This window comes from Pseudomonas sp. BIOMIG1BAC, assembly GCF_001705995.2.
Taxonomy (GTDB): Bacteria; Pseudomonadota; Gammaproteobacteria; order Pseudomonadales; family Pseudomonadaceae; genus Aquipseudomonas; species Aquipseudomonas sessilinigenes.
Genome location: NZ_CP049045.1, coordinates 6,692,501 through 6,709,268 on the forward strand (window position 1 = coordinate 6,692,501; position 16,768 = coordinate 6,709,268).

The following is a 16,768-nucleotide window of genomic DNA, read 5'->3' on the forward strand; positions in this document are numbered from 1 at the left end:
ACAACCAATACAAGGGCCATATCGCGCCAGCAATGAAGACACCGACGCGCCAGAACGAATAACGCATCAGTAGTCCTTCCTCAGATCCATCCCTCTATATAAAGAGGCGACCTCTTCCCCATAGCCATTGAACATCTGGGTCTCCCGGACATTCGGGCTGAACAACCCACTGGGAAGGCGCCGCTCCCGTGCCTGGGTCCAACGGGGATGATCGACCGTAGGATTCACATTTGCATAAAAGCCGTATTCATTGGCAGCGATACTCTGCCAAGTCGTCTTGGGCTGCTCACTGACCAAACTGATGCGCACAATGGACTTCACGCTCTTGAAACCATACTTCCAGGGCACCACCAACCGTAGCGGCGCTCCGTTTTGGTTCGGCAACTCCCGTCCATACATGCCCACTGCCAGGATCGCCAGCGGGTTCATCGCCTCATCGAGTCGCAATCCTTCGACATAAGGCCAATCGATCAAGGCGAACCCGGAGCGCTGCCCCGGCATGTGCTCGGGGTCGCGCAAGGTTTCAAAGCGAATGAACTTGGCCTTGCTGGTGGGTTCGACCTGCTTGAGCAGCGCTGAAATGGGAAAGCCGATCCAGGGGATCACCATCGACCAAGCTTCGACGCAACGTAGTCGATAGATACGCTCCTCCAACTGATAAGGCTTGATGAAATCCTCGAGCGCATAACGGCCCGGCTTGGCCACCTCACCATCCACTACAACGCTCCACGGCTCGGTCTTCAGCCCTCCCGCGTTGGCGGCCGGGTCACCTTTATCAGTGCCGAACTCGTAGAAATTGTTGTAGTGGGTCGCGTCCTTGAAGGGGGTGATGGCCTCCCCGTTGGCAACTACCGCCTGCCAACGAGTATCTGGCAGCTTCTGCGTAAACCACGCCGGTGCCCGCCCAGGATCGACGTCGGCATAACGCCCCGCGTCCTCCGCCCTCCCCCAGCGGGGTAACGCGGCCGCAGCAATACCCGCAACAGCACCACCGAGTAATGCGCGTCGAGAAAGATAAAAGGACTCAGGGGTGATATCCGCTGCTTTGCAGTCAGAGGACTTGGGGAACTTGAGCAGCATGGCAACTCCGCAGTATTGGATGACAGATACACCAATAGACTGCGGAGTATGGGGGAAATTACATCACTCGACGTGATTGCGACGACGAAGGTGCAACAGGTACTGGATGGGGCCCGATGCGGCATAGGCCAGGAACACCAGCAGCAGGATACGTGGCGGATCACTGAATACCACGGCAAATACCAGCACCACGGCAAGGATCGCAACGAATGGCACGCGCCCCTTCAGATCCAGGTCCTTGAAGCTGTTGTACTTGATATTGCTGACCATCAGCATACCGGCGGCGGCCACCAGCAAAGCCACCAGGAACGACATCTTCGAACCCTGGATGCCGTAATCACTGAAGGCCCAGACGATACCCGCCACCACACCCGCCGCTGCCGGGCTGGCCAGGCCAATGAAGTAACGCTTGTCGGCCGTTCCCACTTGGGTATTGAAACGTGCCAGGCGTAACGCGGCACCGGCTACATAGATGAAGGCGACCATCCAGCCGACCTTGCCCATGTCGCCCAAGGCCCAGCCAAAGGCCAGCAATGCCGGCGCAACGCCAAACGCCACCATGTCCGACAAGGAGTCGTACTCAGCGCCGAACGCACTCTGGGTGTTGGTCATGCGGGCCACACGACCGTCCAGGCCGTCGAGCACCATGGCAACAAAAATTGCGATAGCCGCAAAGGCGAAATACTTGCTTGCGCCCGCAGCATCACCGGCACTCAAGGCACTCTGGGCACTCATGGAGCTGATGATGGAATAGAACCCCGCGAACAGGTTCGCAGTGGTGAACAGATTAGGCAGAAGATAGATACCACGATGCCGGACTTTACGGCCTTCAGCGTCATGCCCTTCTTCGACATGCTCATCGATCGGTAGCAGGCTTTCGGCGTCAGAGGCCTGGTTTGGCTCTTCGGGACGTTCGCTCATGGACATTACCTTGCAACGGTGTGAAAAGTTTCGACAGATACCCTGGGCCTGGGTTCGGCCGCAAAGGAGCCTGCTTTATACCAGAACCTATCCCCGCAAACGAAAAAACGCGGCCTAGGCCGCGTTTTCCCTGACAAGACTCGAACTTAGTTCTTGGTTTTGTCGACGATCTTGTTCGCAGAGATCCACGGCATCATCGAACGCAGTTGCTCGCCGATGATCTCGATACCGTGAGCGGCGTTGTTACGACGCTTGGCAGTCATCGATGGGTAGCCGGTGGCGCCCTCGCTGATGAACATCTTCGCGTACTCGCCGTCCTGGATGCGCTTCAGGGCATTGCGCATGGCCTGGCGGGATTCGGCGTTGATAACCTCTGGACCCGTCACGTATTCGCCATACTCGGCGTTGTTGGAGATCGAGTAGTTCATGTTGGCGATACCGCCTTCGTACATGAGGTCAACGATCAACTTCAGCTCGTGCAGGCATTCGAAGTAGGCCATCTCCGGCGCGTAGCCAGCTTCGACCAGGGTTTCGAAACCGGCCTTGACCAGCTCGACGGTACCACCGCACAGAACAGCCTGCTCACCGAACAGGTCGGTTTCAGTCTCGTCCTTGAAGGTGGTTTCGATGATGCCGGTACGACCGCCACCCACGCCTGCCGCGTAGGACAAGGCAACGTTCTTGGCATTGCCGGAAGCGTCCTGGTAGATCGCGATCAGGTCAGGAATACCACCACCCTTGACGAATTCGGAACGCACGGTGTGGCCTGGGGCCTTCGGCGCGATCATGATCACGTCGAGGTCAGCACGCGGTACTACCTGGTTGTAGTGGATCGAAAAACCGTGGGAGAAGGCCAGGGTGGCGCCTTTCTTGATGTTCGGTTCGATTTCGTTTTTGTACAGGGCGCCCTGGAACTCATCGGGAGTCAGGATCATGACCAGGTCGGCAGCGGCAACAGCGCTAGCCACATCAGCCACTTTCAAGCCATGGGCTTCAGCCTTGGCAACAGTGGCCGAGCCTTTGCGCAGGCCAACAGTCACATCGACACCGGAGTCTTTCAGGTTGCAGGCTTGAGCGTGACCCTGGGAACCGTAGCCGATGATGGCAACTTTCTTGCCCTGGATGATCGACAGGTCACAGTCTTTATCGTAGAAAACTTTCATGAACTTCCCCTATGTCAGGCCGTTCCGGCCATTCGCTAATTTGAATTAGATGCTCAGTACTTTGTCGCCACGGGCAATCCCGGTGACGCCACTGCGTACGGTTTCCAGAATCGATGCGGTGCCGATCGATTGAATGAAGCTGTCGAGCTTGTCGCTGGTACCGGTCAATTGAACGGTATACACGCTAGCGCTGACATCAACGATCTGCCCACGATAAATATCGGTAGTACGCTTGACCTCGGCGCGCTGGGCGCCAGTTGCCTTGATCTTGACCAGCATCAGCTCGCGCTCGATATGCGCGCTCTCCGACAGATCCACCAGCTTGACCACCTCGACCAGCTTGTTCAGGTTCTTGGTGATCTGCTCGATGATCTCGTCATGGCCGACAGTGGTGAGGGTCAGACGCGACAGGGTCGGGTCTTCAGTCGGTGCCACGGTCAGGCTTTCGATGTTGTAGTTGCGCTGCGAGAACAGGCCAACAACGCGAGACAAGGCGCCCGGTTCGTTTTCCAGAAGCAAGGAGATGATGTGCCGCATATTAAGTACGCTCCGTCTTGCTCAGCCACATATCGCGCATGGAGCCGTCTTTGATCTGCATCGGATAGACGTGCTCGCTGGTGTCGACCTGGATATCGAGGAACACCAGGCGATCCTTCATGGCAAACGCCTCTTCCATCTTCGGCTTCAGGTCCTTCAGGTCGGTGATGCGAATGCCCACATGACCATAGGCCTCCACCAACCGGACGAAATCAGGCAGCGATTCCATGTAGGAATGCGAATGACGGCTGCCATAGCTCATGTCCTGCCATTGGCGAACCATACCCAGCACGCCGTTGTTCAGGTTGATGATCTTGACTGGCAGGTCGTACTGCAGGCAGGTGGACAGCTCCTGGATGTTCATCTGGATACTGCCTTCACCCGTGACGCAGGCGACATCATTATCAGGGAAGTTCAACTTGACCCCCATGGCCGCCGGGAAACCGAAGCCCATGGTGCCCAGGCCACCGGAGTTGATCCAGCGATTGGGTTTGTTGAACTTGTAGTACTGCGCCGCAAACATCTGGTGCTGCCCTACATCGGAAGTCACGAAGGCATCACCCTTGGTCACTTCGCACAGGGTCTCGATCACAGTTTGTGGCTTGATGATGCTGCCGTCGCCCTTGTCATAAGGGAACAGGCCGCGATCACCGCGCCACTCGTCGATCTGCTTCCACCAACTGGCGACCGTATCCTTGTTCGGGGTCTCGCCGATCTCCTTGAGAGCCGCGACCATTTCGGTCAGGACGCTCTCCACCGGACCCACGATCGGCACATCGGCCTTGATGGTCTTGGAGATGGACGCCGGGTCGATATCCACATGAATGATCTTGGCGTTCGGGCAGAACTTCGGCGCACCATTGATGACACGGTCGTCGAAGCGTGCGCCAACAGCCAGGATCACATCGGCATGGTGCATGGTCAGGTTTGCGGTATAGCTACCGTGCATGCCGAGCATACCGACGAACTGCCGATCGGTTCCCGGATAGGCACCCAGGCCCATCAAGGTATTGGTCACAGGCAGGTTGAGCATCTTGGCCAACTCGGTCAGCGCCGCAGAGCCGCCACCGAGGATCACACCGCCGCCGGAATACAGCACCGGACGCTTGGCCGACAGCAGCATCTCCGCCGCCTTGCGGATTTGTCCGGAGTGACCGCGGACAGCCGGGCTATAGGAGCGCAGCTTGGCTTTCTTGGGAAAAACGTATTCGAACTTTTCAGCCGGGTTGGTCATGTCCTTGGGGATATCGACCACTACCGGGCCAGGACGACCCGATTGCGCCAGGTAGAACGCCTTCTTCATGACCTCCGGGATTTCCGAAGCGTGCTTGATCATGAAGCTGTGCTTCACGATCGGCCGGGAAATACCGATCATGTCGGTTTCCTGGAACGCATCGGTACCGACCATGGTGCTAGGCACCTGGCCAGAAATGATCACCATCGGGATCGAGTCCATATAGGCAGTAGCAATGCCGGTGATGGCATTGGTCGCGCCCGGGCCGGAAGTCACCAGCACCACGCCGGCCTTGCCGGTGGCACGGGCATAACCGTCAGCCATATGGGTAGCCGCTTGCTCATGACGAACCAGGATGTGGGTCACTTCCGGTTCTTTGAACAGGGCATCGTAAACATGAAGGAGAGCACCGCCCGGGTACCCGTAGATATATTTGACGCCTTCGTCACGCAAGAAGCGGACGAGCATCTCACCGCCAGATAAAAGCTCCACGTTGTTCACCTCTAAAACGCCAGAATACCGCCCTCAAAAGGGAGCGGGTCTTAATAGGTTTACTTCTCAGCAGAGCATGAGCGACGGTGGTCGCCGACTACGTCAGCACTGACTGAGCAAGCATTGGGAACGCCCCAAAGTGTTGCGGGGTTTTCCCACCCAGCGCGAGGTAACGCGTTGCGGGTGTAGCACTTCGGTGCGGATGTGCACCTCATGATCTGCTGAGTGGGTCTGCTTCTGGCAGTCCCTCTACAGCGGACTTTGGATTCTTCTGTTTCGTCCTCACCAAGTCAAGCTGTCTATATGACTAATTCGAACTAATCGCATGAGAACGCAAGAAAAACCTCAAAAACAAACTAAATTTGCGTTTAGATTGCTCAATTCATCACAACCAAATCATAAACACGAACCTTGACTTTGGCCAAAAACCTACGAACGAGCCTCGCCCCCACAAAAGCTCTGCGGCATCAGAAGATAAAACAGGCACGCAGGAGCGATGCAGGCTGCAAACCCACAGAAGAGCATGACAAAGGAGAGGCAAAGAAACACTGCCAGGCAAGCCTGGCAGTGCCGATTCAACGGGTAGCGATGATGAGTTGGTCGAACTCTTTGAGCAGTACTTGCAACTGCCGATCCCGCCCCTGCATGGCACGGTTAGCGAATACCATCTCGGCCATTTCCTGGATGCCGGAGGCATTGGGCAAGGGCAGATCCTGCTCCAGGATCTGCTTCATGCGCGGGAGGAAGATCCACTGCAACCATTGCTCGAATTCCAGCGTATCCACGGCAAAGGGCTGGGTGCTGGCCAGAGCCTCGCTACTGGGAACCGTATCGTCCCACAGCCCCTGGAGCCGCAACTCGCGCTCGATCAGCAACAACTGCTCGGCAATTCTCGGGAAGCGCGAATCCATCACAGCGAGACCCGGGCTTTCTGCCGCGCCTGGGCGGCGCCTGCGGCATCCCCCTGCTTCTCCCGCGCCTGGGCGATCAGCTCCCAGAGACTGGCCTGCAAGTCGGGCCGGCCGTTGGCAAAACTCAGGCCGCGGCGGGCAAACTGTTCTGCCTGCGGAGCATCGCCCTGGGCCATGCGCACCTGGGCCAGGCGATACAACACCTGAGGCTCCCGCGGTGCCACACGCTGGGCGCGCTCCAGGCTGGAAGACGCTCCATTCAGGTCACCACTGGACTGCTGCTGCTGAGCGGTGGTCAAGAGGGCCAGTACCGGACCGTCCAGTTGCTCGTCTGCCGACAAGCCACCAGCACGTGCCGAAGGGATGCTGCCTGATGCCGGCGGCATGGTGTAGGTCCCCGAAGTGCTCGGAACCGGCTGATAACCCGAACCCTCTACCGGGCCGGGAGTAATGGGACCGGAGCTCGACGGCCCGGGAACGATCGGCGAACTGCTGATCGGCGCCGAAGTGGCCGCACCGCCACCTGGCACCATGACCACCACGCCCGAATCCTCGGGAATGGCTCGTGCCTGGGCTTGCGCCGGACGCTTGATGGTCGTCTGGCGGAAACCTCCGGTAGCGGAAATCCGCTCGTTGTTCGACACCGTAGTACCGGAGTCCACGACGGGAATGGAGCCACGTTGCACGCTGGCGCAACCGTTGAGCAACGCCAGAGCTGTAATAGCTGGAACCCACCACTTGTTCACGTCAAATCCTCATCGCTTAGTTCATCCAGCCCTTGACCCAATCCATCACCGACTCGCCGCCTGCCGGGTTTTCACCACCGCAAGAGGCGCCGGGAGGCGGTTCGCTGCCGCGAATATACGGCATCTGCACGGCGCCCGGACAGTTGGCATCGGAGCCTTGCCCGGTACGCGAATCCACCCACGCCTGAACCACGTTATCCGGCTGCGGCATGTCCAACGGCATCGGATCGGCCTTGCGCATGAAACTGGTCCAAACCTGCAAGGCACCGGTAGCCCCGGTGAACGGCGTCTTGCCGTTGTCGTCGCGCCCCAGCCAGACCACTGCCAGCAAGTCCTGGCTGAAACCTGCGAACCAGCTATCCCTGGAATCGTTACTGGTGCCCGTCTTGCCAGCGAGTGTCAGGCTACCGGGCAGCACGTTATACACCGAGCGCCCCGTACCTTCGCGCATCACTCGCTGCATAGCGCTCTGGATCAGGTAGATCGAACCAGCATCGAAACGCTGCTGTATCTGGAACGGATAGCGCTTGAGTGGCTCGCCCTCAGCGGTCAGCACGCTACGGATGCCACGCATGGGCGTATTGAAGCCACCGTTGGCCAGGGTCTGGTACATGGTGGCCACTTCAATGGGGCTCATTCCCCCGGCACCCAGCAACATGGAAGGAAACGCCGGGAACTCGCGGGTGACGCCCAGGCGCCCAAGGGTCTTCAAGACATTGGGCACGCCCACTTCCAGGCCAAGCCTGGCCGTGGAAAGGTTGTAGGAGTGGGCCAACCCCTGGTACAGGAACACTGTCCCGTGGGAGCGCCGGTCATAGTTCTGCGGCTTCCATACCTGGCCATCGGCCCCCTTGACCGAGAAGGCCTCGTCCGAGAGCCAACTGGTCAGCGTGTACTGGCTGGGCTTTTCCAGGGCAGTCAGGTAGACCGCCGGCTTGATCAGCGAGCCGATCGGACGCACGGCATCCAGGGCGCGGTTGAACCCGGCAAAGCTGGCTTGGCGGCTACCGATCATCGCCTGCACTTCGCCGGTTTCGGGGTTGGTCACCACCATTGCGGCCTCGACATCCTCGGCCCCTTTGCGTCCTGCCAGGCGCTTGAAGGTATCGTTGACCGACGCCTCGGCCTTCATCTGCAGGATCGGGTCGAAGCTGGTGAAAATCCGCAGCCCTTCCTCGGTCAAATCTTCGTCACGATAATCCTCGCGCAGTTGGCGCTTCACCAGGTCGAGGAAGCCAGGGAACGAGCTATCCGCCAGGCTGCCGCGCTTGGTCACGCCCAGCGGCATCTTCTTCGCGGCTTCGACTTGCTCGGGGGTGGCAACGCCCTGCTGCGCCAGCAGATCGAGCACCAGGTTGCGACGTTCCAGTGCACGCTCCGGATACCGTCGTGGGTTGTAGTAGGACGGCCCCTTGACCATGCCCACCAACAACGCCACCTGATGCAGCTTGAGTTCCGACAATGGCTGGCTGAAGAAGAACTGGCTGGCCAGGCCAAAACCGTGCACCGCACGCTGACCGTCCTGGCCGATGAACACTTCGTTGAGATACGCCTCGAGGATCTCGCGCTTGTCGTAGTGCAACTCCAGCAACAGGGCCATCATCGCTTCGGTGAGCTTGCGCGACAGGCTGCGTTCGTTGGTCAGGAAGAAGTTCTTCACCAACTGCTGGGTCAGGGTACTGCCGCCCTGGCGCATCTGGCCCGAGGATGTATTGACCCAAACGGCCCGGGCGATCGACTTCGGCGAAACCCCGAAGTGCGAATAGAAATCCCGGTCTTCCACCGCCACCAGGGTTTCCAACAGGTACGGCGGGACCTGGTCGATCTTGATCAGGATCCGGTCTTCGAGGTTCTTGAGATACAGGCCGCCAATCAACAGGGGCTCCAGGCGCACCACCGCCAGTTTCGCGCCCTTGCTGCCGGAAAGCTCGGCAACAAAGTCGCCGGAGAAGCGCACCCGCACTGGTTGCGCCTGCTCCAGGCCTTCGTAGAACTGGAATCCACGCGTGTTCAACTCAACGGTATTGCCGTTGACCGACGCCGCGCCAGGGCCATTGGCGATGCTTTCGCGGCGATAGCCCAGGGCATCGAGTTCCGTCAGGAAGTCATCCTTGCTGAGCTTTTGTCCGACGAACAGCTCCAGCGGACGCGCATAAACCTTGGCCGGAATGGTCCAGCGCTTGCCAGAGAACTTCTCCTGGACCACGGCATCGAGATAAACCGCAAAGCCGGCGAGTACTACCAAACCGACCAGGCCAAGCTTGAGCGCCCAGCCCAGCCAGGGGCGCAGGCCGCCGGATGGAGTTTTTTTTGCAGAACGAGGGGATCGGGTACGAGTCATGGCGGCGGATTATACGCACTTTGATTCATCACCAACATGCACCACCCGAGGTTTGCCTTAGTGCCTCCAGCAGCCATAATAACGCCCTCGTTTTTTACCGACTCTGAAGGACCGCCTGTGAGCCAGTCACTGATTGCCGCCCTGCAAAACCCAGCGCTGTACCCACATCCCGTAGATGGGTTCCAGGTCATAGAAACCCACATTTCCTGGGTGATCCTCACCGGTCCCTTTGCCTATAAAGTGAAGAAACCCGTCAATTTCGGTTTCCTGGACTTCACCAGCCTGGAGGCGCGCGAGCACTTCTGTGGTGAAGAACTACGCCTGAACCAGCGCCTGACCCAAGACCTGTACCTGGAAGTCCTGCCCATTACCGGCAGCGCCGAGACCCCGGAACTGGCCGGTAGCGGCCCAGTGGTCGACTATGTGCTGAAAATGCGCCAGTTCCCGCAAAGCCAGTTGCTCAGTACCTTGCAGGCCAACAGCGAGCTGACCGCCGCGCACATCGACGAGATGGCCAAGCAGATCGCCCAGTTCCACCTCAGTGCCCCTCAAGTCCCTGCCAGCCACGAGGCCGGAACGCCACAAAGCGTGATGGCGCCGGTACGCCAGAACTTCGAGCAGATTCGTCCGTTCCTCAGCGACAAGGCCGACCTGCAACAACTCGAGGCCCTGGAGGCCTGGGCCGAAGCCAGCTTCGAACGCCTCAAGCCATTGCTGGGCCAGCGCAAGAACGACGGTTTCATCCGCGAGTGCCATGGCGACATCCACCTGGGCAATGCCACCCTCATCGAGGGCAAGGTGGTGATCTTCGACTGCATCGAGTTCAACGAACCCTTCCGCTTCACCGACGTGTATGCCGATATCGGCTTCCTGGCCATGGACCTGGAAGACCGTGGCCTGAAGAGCCTGGCACGCCGCTTCATCAGCCAGTACCTGGAGCTGACCGGCGACTACCAAGGGTTGGAGCTGCTCAACTTCTACAAAGCCTACCGCGCCCTGGTACGCGCCAAAGTCAGCCTGTTCAGCATGCCGGCCGACGCCACCCCGGTACAACGCGCAACCACCCTGCGCCAGTACCGCAACTATGCCAACCTGGCCGAGAGCTACAGCACCATTCCTTCACGCTTCCTGGCCATCACCTCCGGTATCTCCGCCGTCGGCAAGAGCCATGTAGCGATGCGCCTGGTAGAAGCCCTGGGCGCCATCCGCTTGCGCTCCGACGTCGAACGCAAGCGCCTGTTCGGCGAGCAGCAGGGATCCAACGATCTCAACGCCGGCATCTATAGCAGCGAAGCCAGCGACACGACCTATGCACGACTGCATGAAATCGCAGAGATCATCCTGCGCGCCGGCTTCCCGGCGGTCATCGATGCCACGTATCTCAAGCGAGCCCAGCGCGATGCCGCCGCGAAGGTGGCCGAAGCGACCGGCACTCCCTGCCTGATCATCGACTGCAACGCGCCTGAGGCCGTTGTTGCCAGTTGGCTGGCCCAGCGCCAGGCCGATCAGGAAGACCCGTCCGACGCCACCCTCGAGGTGATCGCCATCCAACGAGCCACTCGCGAAGCCCTGACTGAAGAAGAACTGCTGCGCAGCAAGCGGGTGGAAACCAACGAAAGTGGCAGCCTGGATACCCTGGTGGCCAACATTCGCCAACGCCTGCCGGGCCTCTAAGCGAGTATTTCAGCCGTGAAGCAGCAAAGACTTCACGGCTGAAAAATAGTGGCACTATACTGGCGTCATAAATCCAGCACTGGTGATGTCGCCATGAGCCACCCCAAACTACTCGATACCCCGCTCTACGCACTACTGCACAAGGACGACATCACGGGATTCAACCGTGAGCGCCCGAAAGATCAGCCCATCGATATGCGCGGCGGAGACTTTCGAGGCCTGGACCTGCGAGAACTGAACGCGGAAGGTATCGACTTCACCGACGCTTATTTCCGCTCCGCCGACCTGCGTGGACTCGATCTCAGGAATGCCAGCATGGAGGGCGCTAGCCTTGCCCATGCCCAGATATCCGGCGCTTATTTCCCGGTAGAACTCACTGCCGACGAGATTCTCATGTCAGTCAACTTCGGTACTCGCCTGCGCTACCGTACCCGCTGACTCTCCCTGCACTCAGTCCGGCGCCAGTCCTTGCGCCGGACTGCGCTTGCCCAGCGCCTCGCCCCCAAGAGGCCATTTGCACATCTATCCCTCCTGGCTGTGAATCCCCTGCCTTAGAAGCATTTGCGCCAAACCCGACCAAAGAACAGCGCGATTTCTACTGAGCGCTACACTCTTTTGGAGCTGCCCACTCACCATTCGGCCATCGCCAGGAGGCTTGATGAATGATGAATTGCAACACCTGAAGAACCTTGGCAAGACATCCGCACAATGGCTGCATGCAGTGGGCATCCATAGCGCTTCGGACCTGCGCCGCCTGGGAGCGGTGGACGCATACCGGGCCGTGCGTACCCGTGGTTTTCGCGCCTCCAAGGTCCTGCTCTATGCCATTGAGGGTGCGTTGATGGACATGCACTGGAACGACCTCCCCGCCGAACGCAAAGAAGCCTTGAACAAACAGCTGGACGCCATTTCCGCTCGCCACAAAAATTGACTGGCAGGTCCTTATGTATCTCCTGGGAGAGCAACCGGCCTACGCCGACGCCCTGATCAATCGCCTGCAGGGCATTCCACCGCAGCTGCTGGATGGTTTACCCCCCGATGGCCCGGCATTAGAGCTGCCCGCTACGACAGACCTGGCCAATGTACTGCCCGGCCAGCAACTGTTCTTGCTGGAAAGTGGCGTGATCCAGGCCAGCGTGGAGGAGCGGCCGCTGTTCTACCTGCATGAGGGAGACCTGGTCGGGTTACGTCGCGGTATCGAACACCCCCAATGGCACTTGAGTTGCGACGCGCCGTTGACCCTGATCCCCTACCAGAGGGCCGAGGTGTTCCGGCACATCTACGCCGATGAACAACGATCTGAGTTACTGGTGCAGTACCTGATCGGCCAGACCGCCCTGCTCTCGGATGCCGTCGCCCGCCTCAAGCCTCCGGAGCTGCGAAGCAGCAATGGCTTCAAGCGAGTACAAGCCGGTGAAGTGCTGATTGCCCAGGGGGATGAGGCCGATCATGTCTTCGTGATCGTCGAAGGTCATGCCGAAGCCTTTGTCGACGCTCACAAGGTTGGCGATGTGCCCAAGGACGAGATCTTCGGTGCCATGTCGGTATTCACCGGAGAAAAACGCAGCGCCAGTGTCATCGCCAGCGAGCCGAGCACCATCATGCTGATTCCCAAGGAACAATTTCTCAGCCTGACCCAGAGCAATCCCCGCGTGGCCCATAGCCTGATCGAAAGCATGGCGCGGCGCATCAACCAACTGAACAGGGAAGTCATCCGGCTCAGGACCCAAGGCGGCAAGGAATAAAACCAGTGGCCGGTAACGATTCAAACAAGCGTTTAGCGAAATATGCAAAAACCTGGAATCACTTCGTTGACATCTAAATGAGAATCGTTATGATTATCACAACTGGTCGCGAGATCAGCCGATAACCTGGAAGACCAGTGGTTCGGACTCTCAGATTATCTCCTCATCAGGCTAATCACGGTTATTTGACCCGGCTCTTGCCGGGTCTTTTTTTGCCTGCAAAAACATGATCACTGTTTCAGCCGGGCGCAATAGTCCTGCTCAGGTTGCGCTGGCGTATACCAGACAAAATCGGCGCTCGATGCTCCTACCTGGCTTCCCTGTTCGGCTAGCAATAACACCACGGCCTCGCGCCCGGGGGCCAAGTCAGCCATATGCAATGGCACGCCAAGATCCTTGCGAGCATGAAAGGCACCAGCAAGAAGAACCGCTGGAGCCGGAGCCGCCAACAACCGCTCGGCCATGCGCCGATCCCGTTGCTGCTGTACCGCCAGCATGGCTGGCACCTGACTATCAGGCAGCAGGCCACAATGAGACTCGCGGATCTGCCGGGACAAGGCATCAACCACCGCTCGGGCATTGGCACTCACTCCCGGCACGGAAGGGACCTTGGCATAGATTCCACGCACCTCCTGGCGGTCCAGGTTGGCTGCCAGCAGCGGATAGGGTTGTTTGAGCGCATAACCGACCAAAGGCCCATAGAGGCTCCAATCCCATCCCGATTGCCAAGCCAACAATCCTGGCAAGTCATCAGGCAGGCGTCCCGTACCAGCCGAACGCTTGACGCCATCGACCCTGGCCTGCTGATCCGGATTGAGCATCTCCAACAACAGGCTGCCTTGAGAACGCTTGGCAGCCATCGAACGCAAGAGCCATAGCTGCAAGGCATGGTGGTCAGGATTGTCATGGCGCTCACCAACGATCACTCGTGGTGCTGGCACCAAATGCGCCACCAGCTCATCAGGACTGAGTACCTGGCCACTATGCAAGTCGACAATATCCCCCGGCCGTACCACCACCGGCGGCAAGATCGAAGGTGCGCTCTGGCACCCCGCCAGCAATACCACCAGCACACACCACAAGGAACGCATCACGCCCTCCAACTTTCGAGTCAACGAGCAATGATCAGCGGATGCCCGCGCTCAGGATGCTCCTGCACCAACACCTCAAGGCCGAACACTGCCTTCAAGGGTTCGGCCCGCAGCACGCACGCCGGTGTCCCCAGAGAATGAGCGCGGCCCCCCTCAAGCAGTAGCACCCGATCACAGTAGCGCGCCGCCAGGTTAAGGTCATGGAGGATCACCAACACCGCCACGCCCTGCTCGGCAAAAGCCCGGATGGCTTGCAAAGTGACATGCTGGTGCAACGGGTCGAGGGCCGAAGTGGGCTCGTCGAGCAACAGGCTCTGCCCCTCTTGCCCCGGCCATAGTTGAGCCAGGACCCTGGCCAGGTGCACCCGCTGGCGCTCGCCTCCCGACAGGGCCAGATAGCTGCGATCCCGAAGGTGCCCGACATCGGCCGCCGCAAGGGCGGCACTGACTATCTGCGCGTCACGGCTACGACCGGTCTGGTGGGGTAAGCGCCCCAGCCCCACCACTTCCTCGACCCGAAAGGCAAAATCCAGGCTCGACGCCTGGGGCAGCACGGCCAGGCGCTGGGCCCGTTGCATCCCTTCCCACTGCGCCAGCTCCCGCTGATCCAGCAGCACCCGCCCCTGATGTGCGGACAATTCGCCGCTCAAGGCTCCCAGCAGGCTGCTCTTACCCGCGCCATTGGGGCCCAGTACCCCCAGCACTTCACCGGGCTTGAGTTGCAGGTCGATCCCTGCCAGCACCTGCTTTGCCCCACGTCGGATGTGCAGGTCCTCTGCTTGCAACATCAGGCACGCCCTCGCAATAGCAGGTACAAAAAGAAAGGAGCCCCGAGAAAGGCCGTGACGATGCCGATGGGCAATTCGGCCGGCGCCAGCGCCAGACGCGCCACCAGGTCGGCCAACAGCAGCAGGCTGGCCCCGGCCAGGATCGATGCTGGCAGCATAGTGCGATGATCAGGCCCAGCCAAAAGGCGGACCAGATGAGGCACCACCAGACCGACGAAACCGATCATCCCAGCGGCGGCGACCGCCGCCCCGACGCCAAGGGCAGTGCAGAACACCAGTTCGCGCTTGAGCCTCTCGACATCGACGCCCAAATGCTTGGCCTCCGACTCGCCCAATAACAACGCATTCAGGGCCTTGGCCCGACGTGGCAGCCACAGCGCCACCGCGAGCGTCACCAGCAGCAGAGGCCACAGGCGCTGATAGCTGGCACCGTTCAGGCTCCCCAGATTCCAGAAGGTCAGGGTACGCAAGGTGGCATCGTCGGCCAGGTAGGTGAACAGGCCCACGGCAGAACCGGCCAGTGCCGTCAGGGCAATACCCGCCAACAGCATTGTTGCCACATGGGTCTGGCCATTGCGTCGTCCCAGTCGATAGACCAGCGCCGTCACACCCAGCCCGCCCAGAAATGCGCAAAGCGAAAGCAGATAAGGACCGATGGCTTCCGGCAAGCCACCGAACATCGCCCCCCCTACGATGGCGATCGCCGCTCCCAGCGCAGCACCACTGGATACCCCCACCAAACCGGGGTCGGCGAGCGGGTTGCGAAAGAGCCCCTGCATGGCCACTCCAGACAGGGCCAACACACCACCCACGGCCAGGCCGAGCAGGGTTCGGGGCAGGCGAATCTGACCGAGGATCAATTCGGCCTGCTCCAACCCTTGTCCATCAATCGGCATGCCCAGCATCCGCAAGGCGGCGCGCAAGGTATCCAGCAATGGCAAGCTGACCGGCCCCAGAGCCAGGGACAGCCAGGTCGCCAAGAGACATAAGGCTCCGAGCCCCAGAAACAGCGTACGGGGTTTGACCAGACGACTCATTGGCCTGGCTTGGCCTGTGGATAAAAGACCGTCGACAGTTGTTTCAGGCTTTCAGGCAGGCGCGGCCCTAGGCCCCCGACCAACAAGGTCGGATCCAGCTCGACCACCCGCCCGTTCTTGACCGCCCGGGTCGCCGCCAATGCCGGATTTTCCTTGAACAAGGCGGCGCGGGCCGCATCCCCAGTCAAGCTGCGGTCGGAGAACACCAGGACATCAGGACTAAGACCTGCCAAAGACTCCACCGAGAACGGCTTGTACCCGGTATGAGTCGCCAGGTTACGCCCACCGGCCCGTTGCAGTAGCCAGTCAGCGGCGGTGTCCTTGCCGGCGATCAGTGGCTTGCCCCCGGCATGCCCCAGGACCAGTAGCACTCCCGGCGCCGACTGATGTTCTTGTGCCTTGGCGATCCAGGCTTGTTGCTGCTCCAGTTGCTGCCGATAGCCTTGGAACAGCTGCCCGGCCTGCTCCTCGCGTCCCAGGAGTTGCCCCAGATGCTGCAAGGTTTGCTGCAAAGTGGCCAGGTCAGCCTCGGCAGAAAACAATTCGACCTTCACCCCGGCACTGCGAATCTGCGAGATCACCGGCGGCGGCCCCATCTCCTCGGTTCCAATCAACAATTGTGGACGCAGGCTCAGTACACCTTCAGATGACAACTGGCGCTGATAGCCAATGCTGGGCAACGCCTTGAGCGACGCCGGGTGTTGACTGGTGGTGTCGACCCCCACCAGATTCGACTCCGCCCCCAGGGCACTCACCCACTCGGACAAGGCTCCGCCGGCACTGACCCAACGCTGTGGCAACTCCTCGGCAGTGGCCCAGTGGCTCACCAGCAATCCGGCACAGAACGCAAACGCGCTGGCGGTCAGGCGCATATGAACATTTCCTTTATAGAAGTGAGGCCCTCGAAGCTGCTGTCCATGTGACATGCCAGGCTGGCCAGGCATCGAAATGATCGAGCGCTCCTCAACGAGCGAAGCGGCCATTTGATAATTGTTTGCATTTGACCGT

The 16,768-nt window shown here is 59.8% G+C and carries 17 protein-coding genes (1 of these 17 only partly in view); 4 read left to right on the forward strand and 13 right to left on the reverse strand.

The genetic code is table 11. The features are described from left to right. The 9 genes from msrQ to mrcB form a co-directional block, all read right to left on the reverse strand. Window positions 1-67: the beginning of a protein-methionine-sulfoxide reductase heme-binding subunit MsrQ gene (gene msrQ, locus ATY02_RS31105; protein ID WP_068575494.1), read on the reverse strand. 554 nt of this gene lie to the left of the window's left edge; 67 of the gene's 621 nt are visible here — the first part of the coding sequence; the start codon lies at window positions 65-67; its stop codon lies off the left edge, out of view. Beyond that, window positions 67-1,080 (reverse strand): protein-methionine-sulfoxide reductase catalytic subunit MsrP, encoded by a 1,014-nt coding sequence (msrP, locus tag ATY02_RS31110; RefSeq protein ID WP_068575495.1) that lies wholly within the window; start codon window positions 1,078-1,080, stop codon window positions 67-69. The genes msrQ and msrP overlap by 1 nt, the downstream gene beginning before the upstream one ends. A 63-nt stretch (window positions 1,081-1,143) precedes the next feature. Further along, window positions 1,144-2,001 (reverse strand): CDP-diacylglycerol--serine O-phosphatidyltransferase, encoded by an 858-nt coding sequence (gene pssA, locus ATY02_RS31115; protein ID WP_068575496.1) that lies wholly within the window; start codon window positions 1,999-2,001, stop codon window positions 1,144-1,146. A 146-nt stretch (window positions 2,002-2,147) separates the two neighbouring features. Continuing rightward, window positions 2,148-3,164, reverse strand: coding sequence for a ketol-acid reductoisomerase (gene ilvC, locus ATY02_RS31120; protein ID WP_068575497.1), 1,017 nt, complete (start codon window positions 3,162-3,164; stop codon window positions 2,148-2,150). Window positions 3,165-3,209: 45 nt separating this feature from the next. Then, window positions 3,210-3,701, reverse strand: coding sequence for an acetolactate synthase small subunit (ilvN, locus tag ATY02_RS31125; protein WP_011063488.1), 492 nt, complete (start codon window positions 3,699-3,701; stop codon window positions 3,210-3,212). 1 nt (window position 3,702) lies between these two features. Further along, window positions 3,703-5,427 carry an acetolactate synthase 3 large subunit gene (locus tag ATY02_RS31130; protein ID WP_068575538.1) on the reverse strand — a complete coding sequence of 575 codons (1,725 nt, stop codon included), beginning with the start codon at window positions 5,425-5,427 and terminating at the stop codon, window positions 3,703-3,705. A gap of 575 nt (window positions 5,428-6,002) precedes the next feature. Continuing rightward, window positions 6,003-6,338, reverse strand: coding sequence for a YqcC family protein (locus ATY02_RS31135; RefSeq protein WP_068575498.1), 336 nt, complete (start codon window positions 6,336-6,338; stop codon window positions 6,003-6,005). After that, on the reverse strand, window positions 6,338-7,084 hold the full coding sequence (locus ATY02_RS31140; RefSeq protein WP_068575499.1) for a tetratricopeptide repeat protein: 747 nt from the start codon (window positions 7,082-7,084) through the stop codon (window positions 6,338-6,340). The genes ATY02_RS31135 and ATY02_RS31140 overlap by 1 nt, the downstream gene beginning before the upstream one ends. 16 nt (window positions 7,085-7,100) lie before the next feature. After that, window positions 7,101-9,425, reverse strand: a complete 2,325-nt coding sequence (mrcB, locus tag ATY02_RS31145) for a penicillin-binding protein 1B (RefSeq protein ID WP_068575500.1) — start codon at window positions 9,423-9,425, stop codon at window positions 7,101-7,103. A gap of 117 nt (window positions 9,426-9,542) precedes the next feature. Here mrcB and ATY02_RS31150 point away from each other — a divergent pair, with 117 nt between their 5' ends. The 4 genes from ATY02_RS31150 to ATY02_RS31165 all read left to right on the forward strand — a co-directional run bounded on the left by ATY02_RS31150 (window position 9,543) and on the right by ATY02_RS31165 (window position 12,844). Then, on the forward strand, window positions 9,543-11,099 hold the full coding sequence (locus ATY02_RS31150) for an AAA family ATPase (protein ID WP_068575501.1): 1,557 nt from the start codon (window positions 9,543-9,545) through the stop codon (window positions 11,097-11,099). A gap of 93 nt (window positions 11,100-11,192) precedes the next feature. After that, window positions 11,193-11,537, forward strand: a complete 345-nt coding sequence (locus ATY02_RS31155) for a pentapeptide repeat-containing protein (RefSeq protein ID WP_068575502.1) — start codon at window positions 11,193-11,195, stop codon at window positions 11,535-11,537. A 220-nt stretch (window positions 11,538-11,757) separates the two neighbouring features. Further along, a complete protein-coding gene (locus tag ATY02_RS31160; protein ID WP_068575503.1) occupies window positions 11,758-12,030 on the forward strand; it encodes a TfoX/Sxy family protein in 273 nt (90 codons plus the stop codon). Window positions 12,031-12,043: 13 nt separating this feature from the next. Continuing rightward, entirely contained in the window at window positions 12,044-12,844 is an 801-nt protein-coding gene (locus ATY02_RS31165) for a Crp/Fnr family transcriptional regulator (RefSeq protein WP_068575504.1), read from the forward strand. A gap of 230 nt (window positions 12,845-13,074) precedes the next feature. On the opposite strand, the gene ATY02_RS31170 is transcribed toward ATY02_RS31165, so the two are convergent. The 4 genes from ATY02_RS31170 to ATY02_RS31185 are packed head-to-tail and all read right to left on the reverse strand — an operon-like array spanning window position 13,075 to window position 16,632. Further along, window positions 13,075-13,935, reverse strand: coding sequence for a ChaN family lipoprotein (locus ATY02_RS31170; protein ID WP_068575505.1), 861 nt, complete (start codon window positions 13,933-13,935; stop codon window positions 13,075-13,077). Window positions 13,936-13,955: 20 nt separating this feature from the next. Beyond that, the gene (locus tag ATY02_RS31175; RefSeq protein WP_068575506.1) at window positions 13,956-14,723 is read right to left on the reverse strand and encodes a heme ABC transporter ATP-binding protein; all 768 of its coding nucleotides are present in this window, start codon (window positions 14,721-14,723) and stop codon (window positions 13,956-13,958) included. Next, on the reverse strand, window positions 14,723-15,760 hold the full coding sequence (locus ATY02_RS31180) for a FecCD family ABC transporter permease (RefSeq protein ID WP_068575507.1): 1,038 nt from the start codon (window positions 15,758-15,760) through the stop codon (window positions 14,723-14,725). The genes ATY02_RS31175 and ATY02_RS31180 overlap by 1 nt, the downstream gene beginning before the upstream one ends. Continuing rightward, a complete protein-coding gene (locus ATY02_RS31185) occupies window positions 15,757-16,632 on the reverse strand; it encodes a heme/hemin ABC transporter substrate-binding protein (protein WP_068575508.1) in 876 nt (291 codons plus the stop codon). Before ATY02_RS31185 ends, ATY02_RS31180 begins: the two co-directional genes overlap by 4 nt. Between the last annotated feature and the right edge of the window lie 136 nt (window positions 16,633-16,768).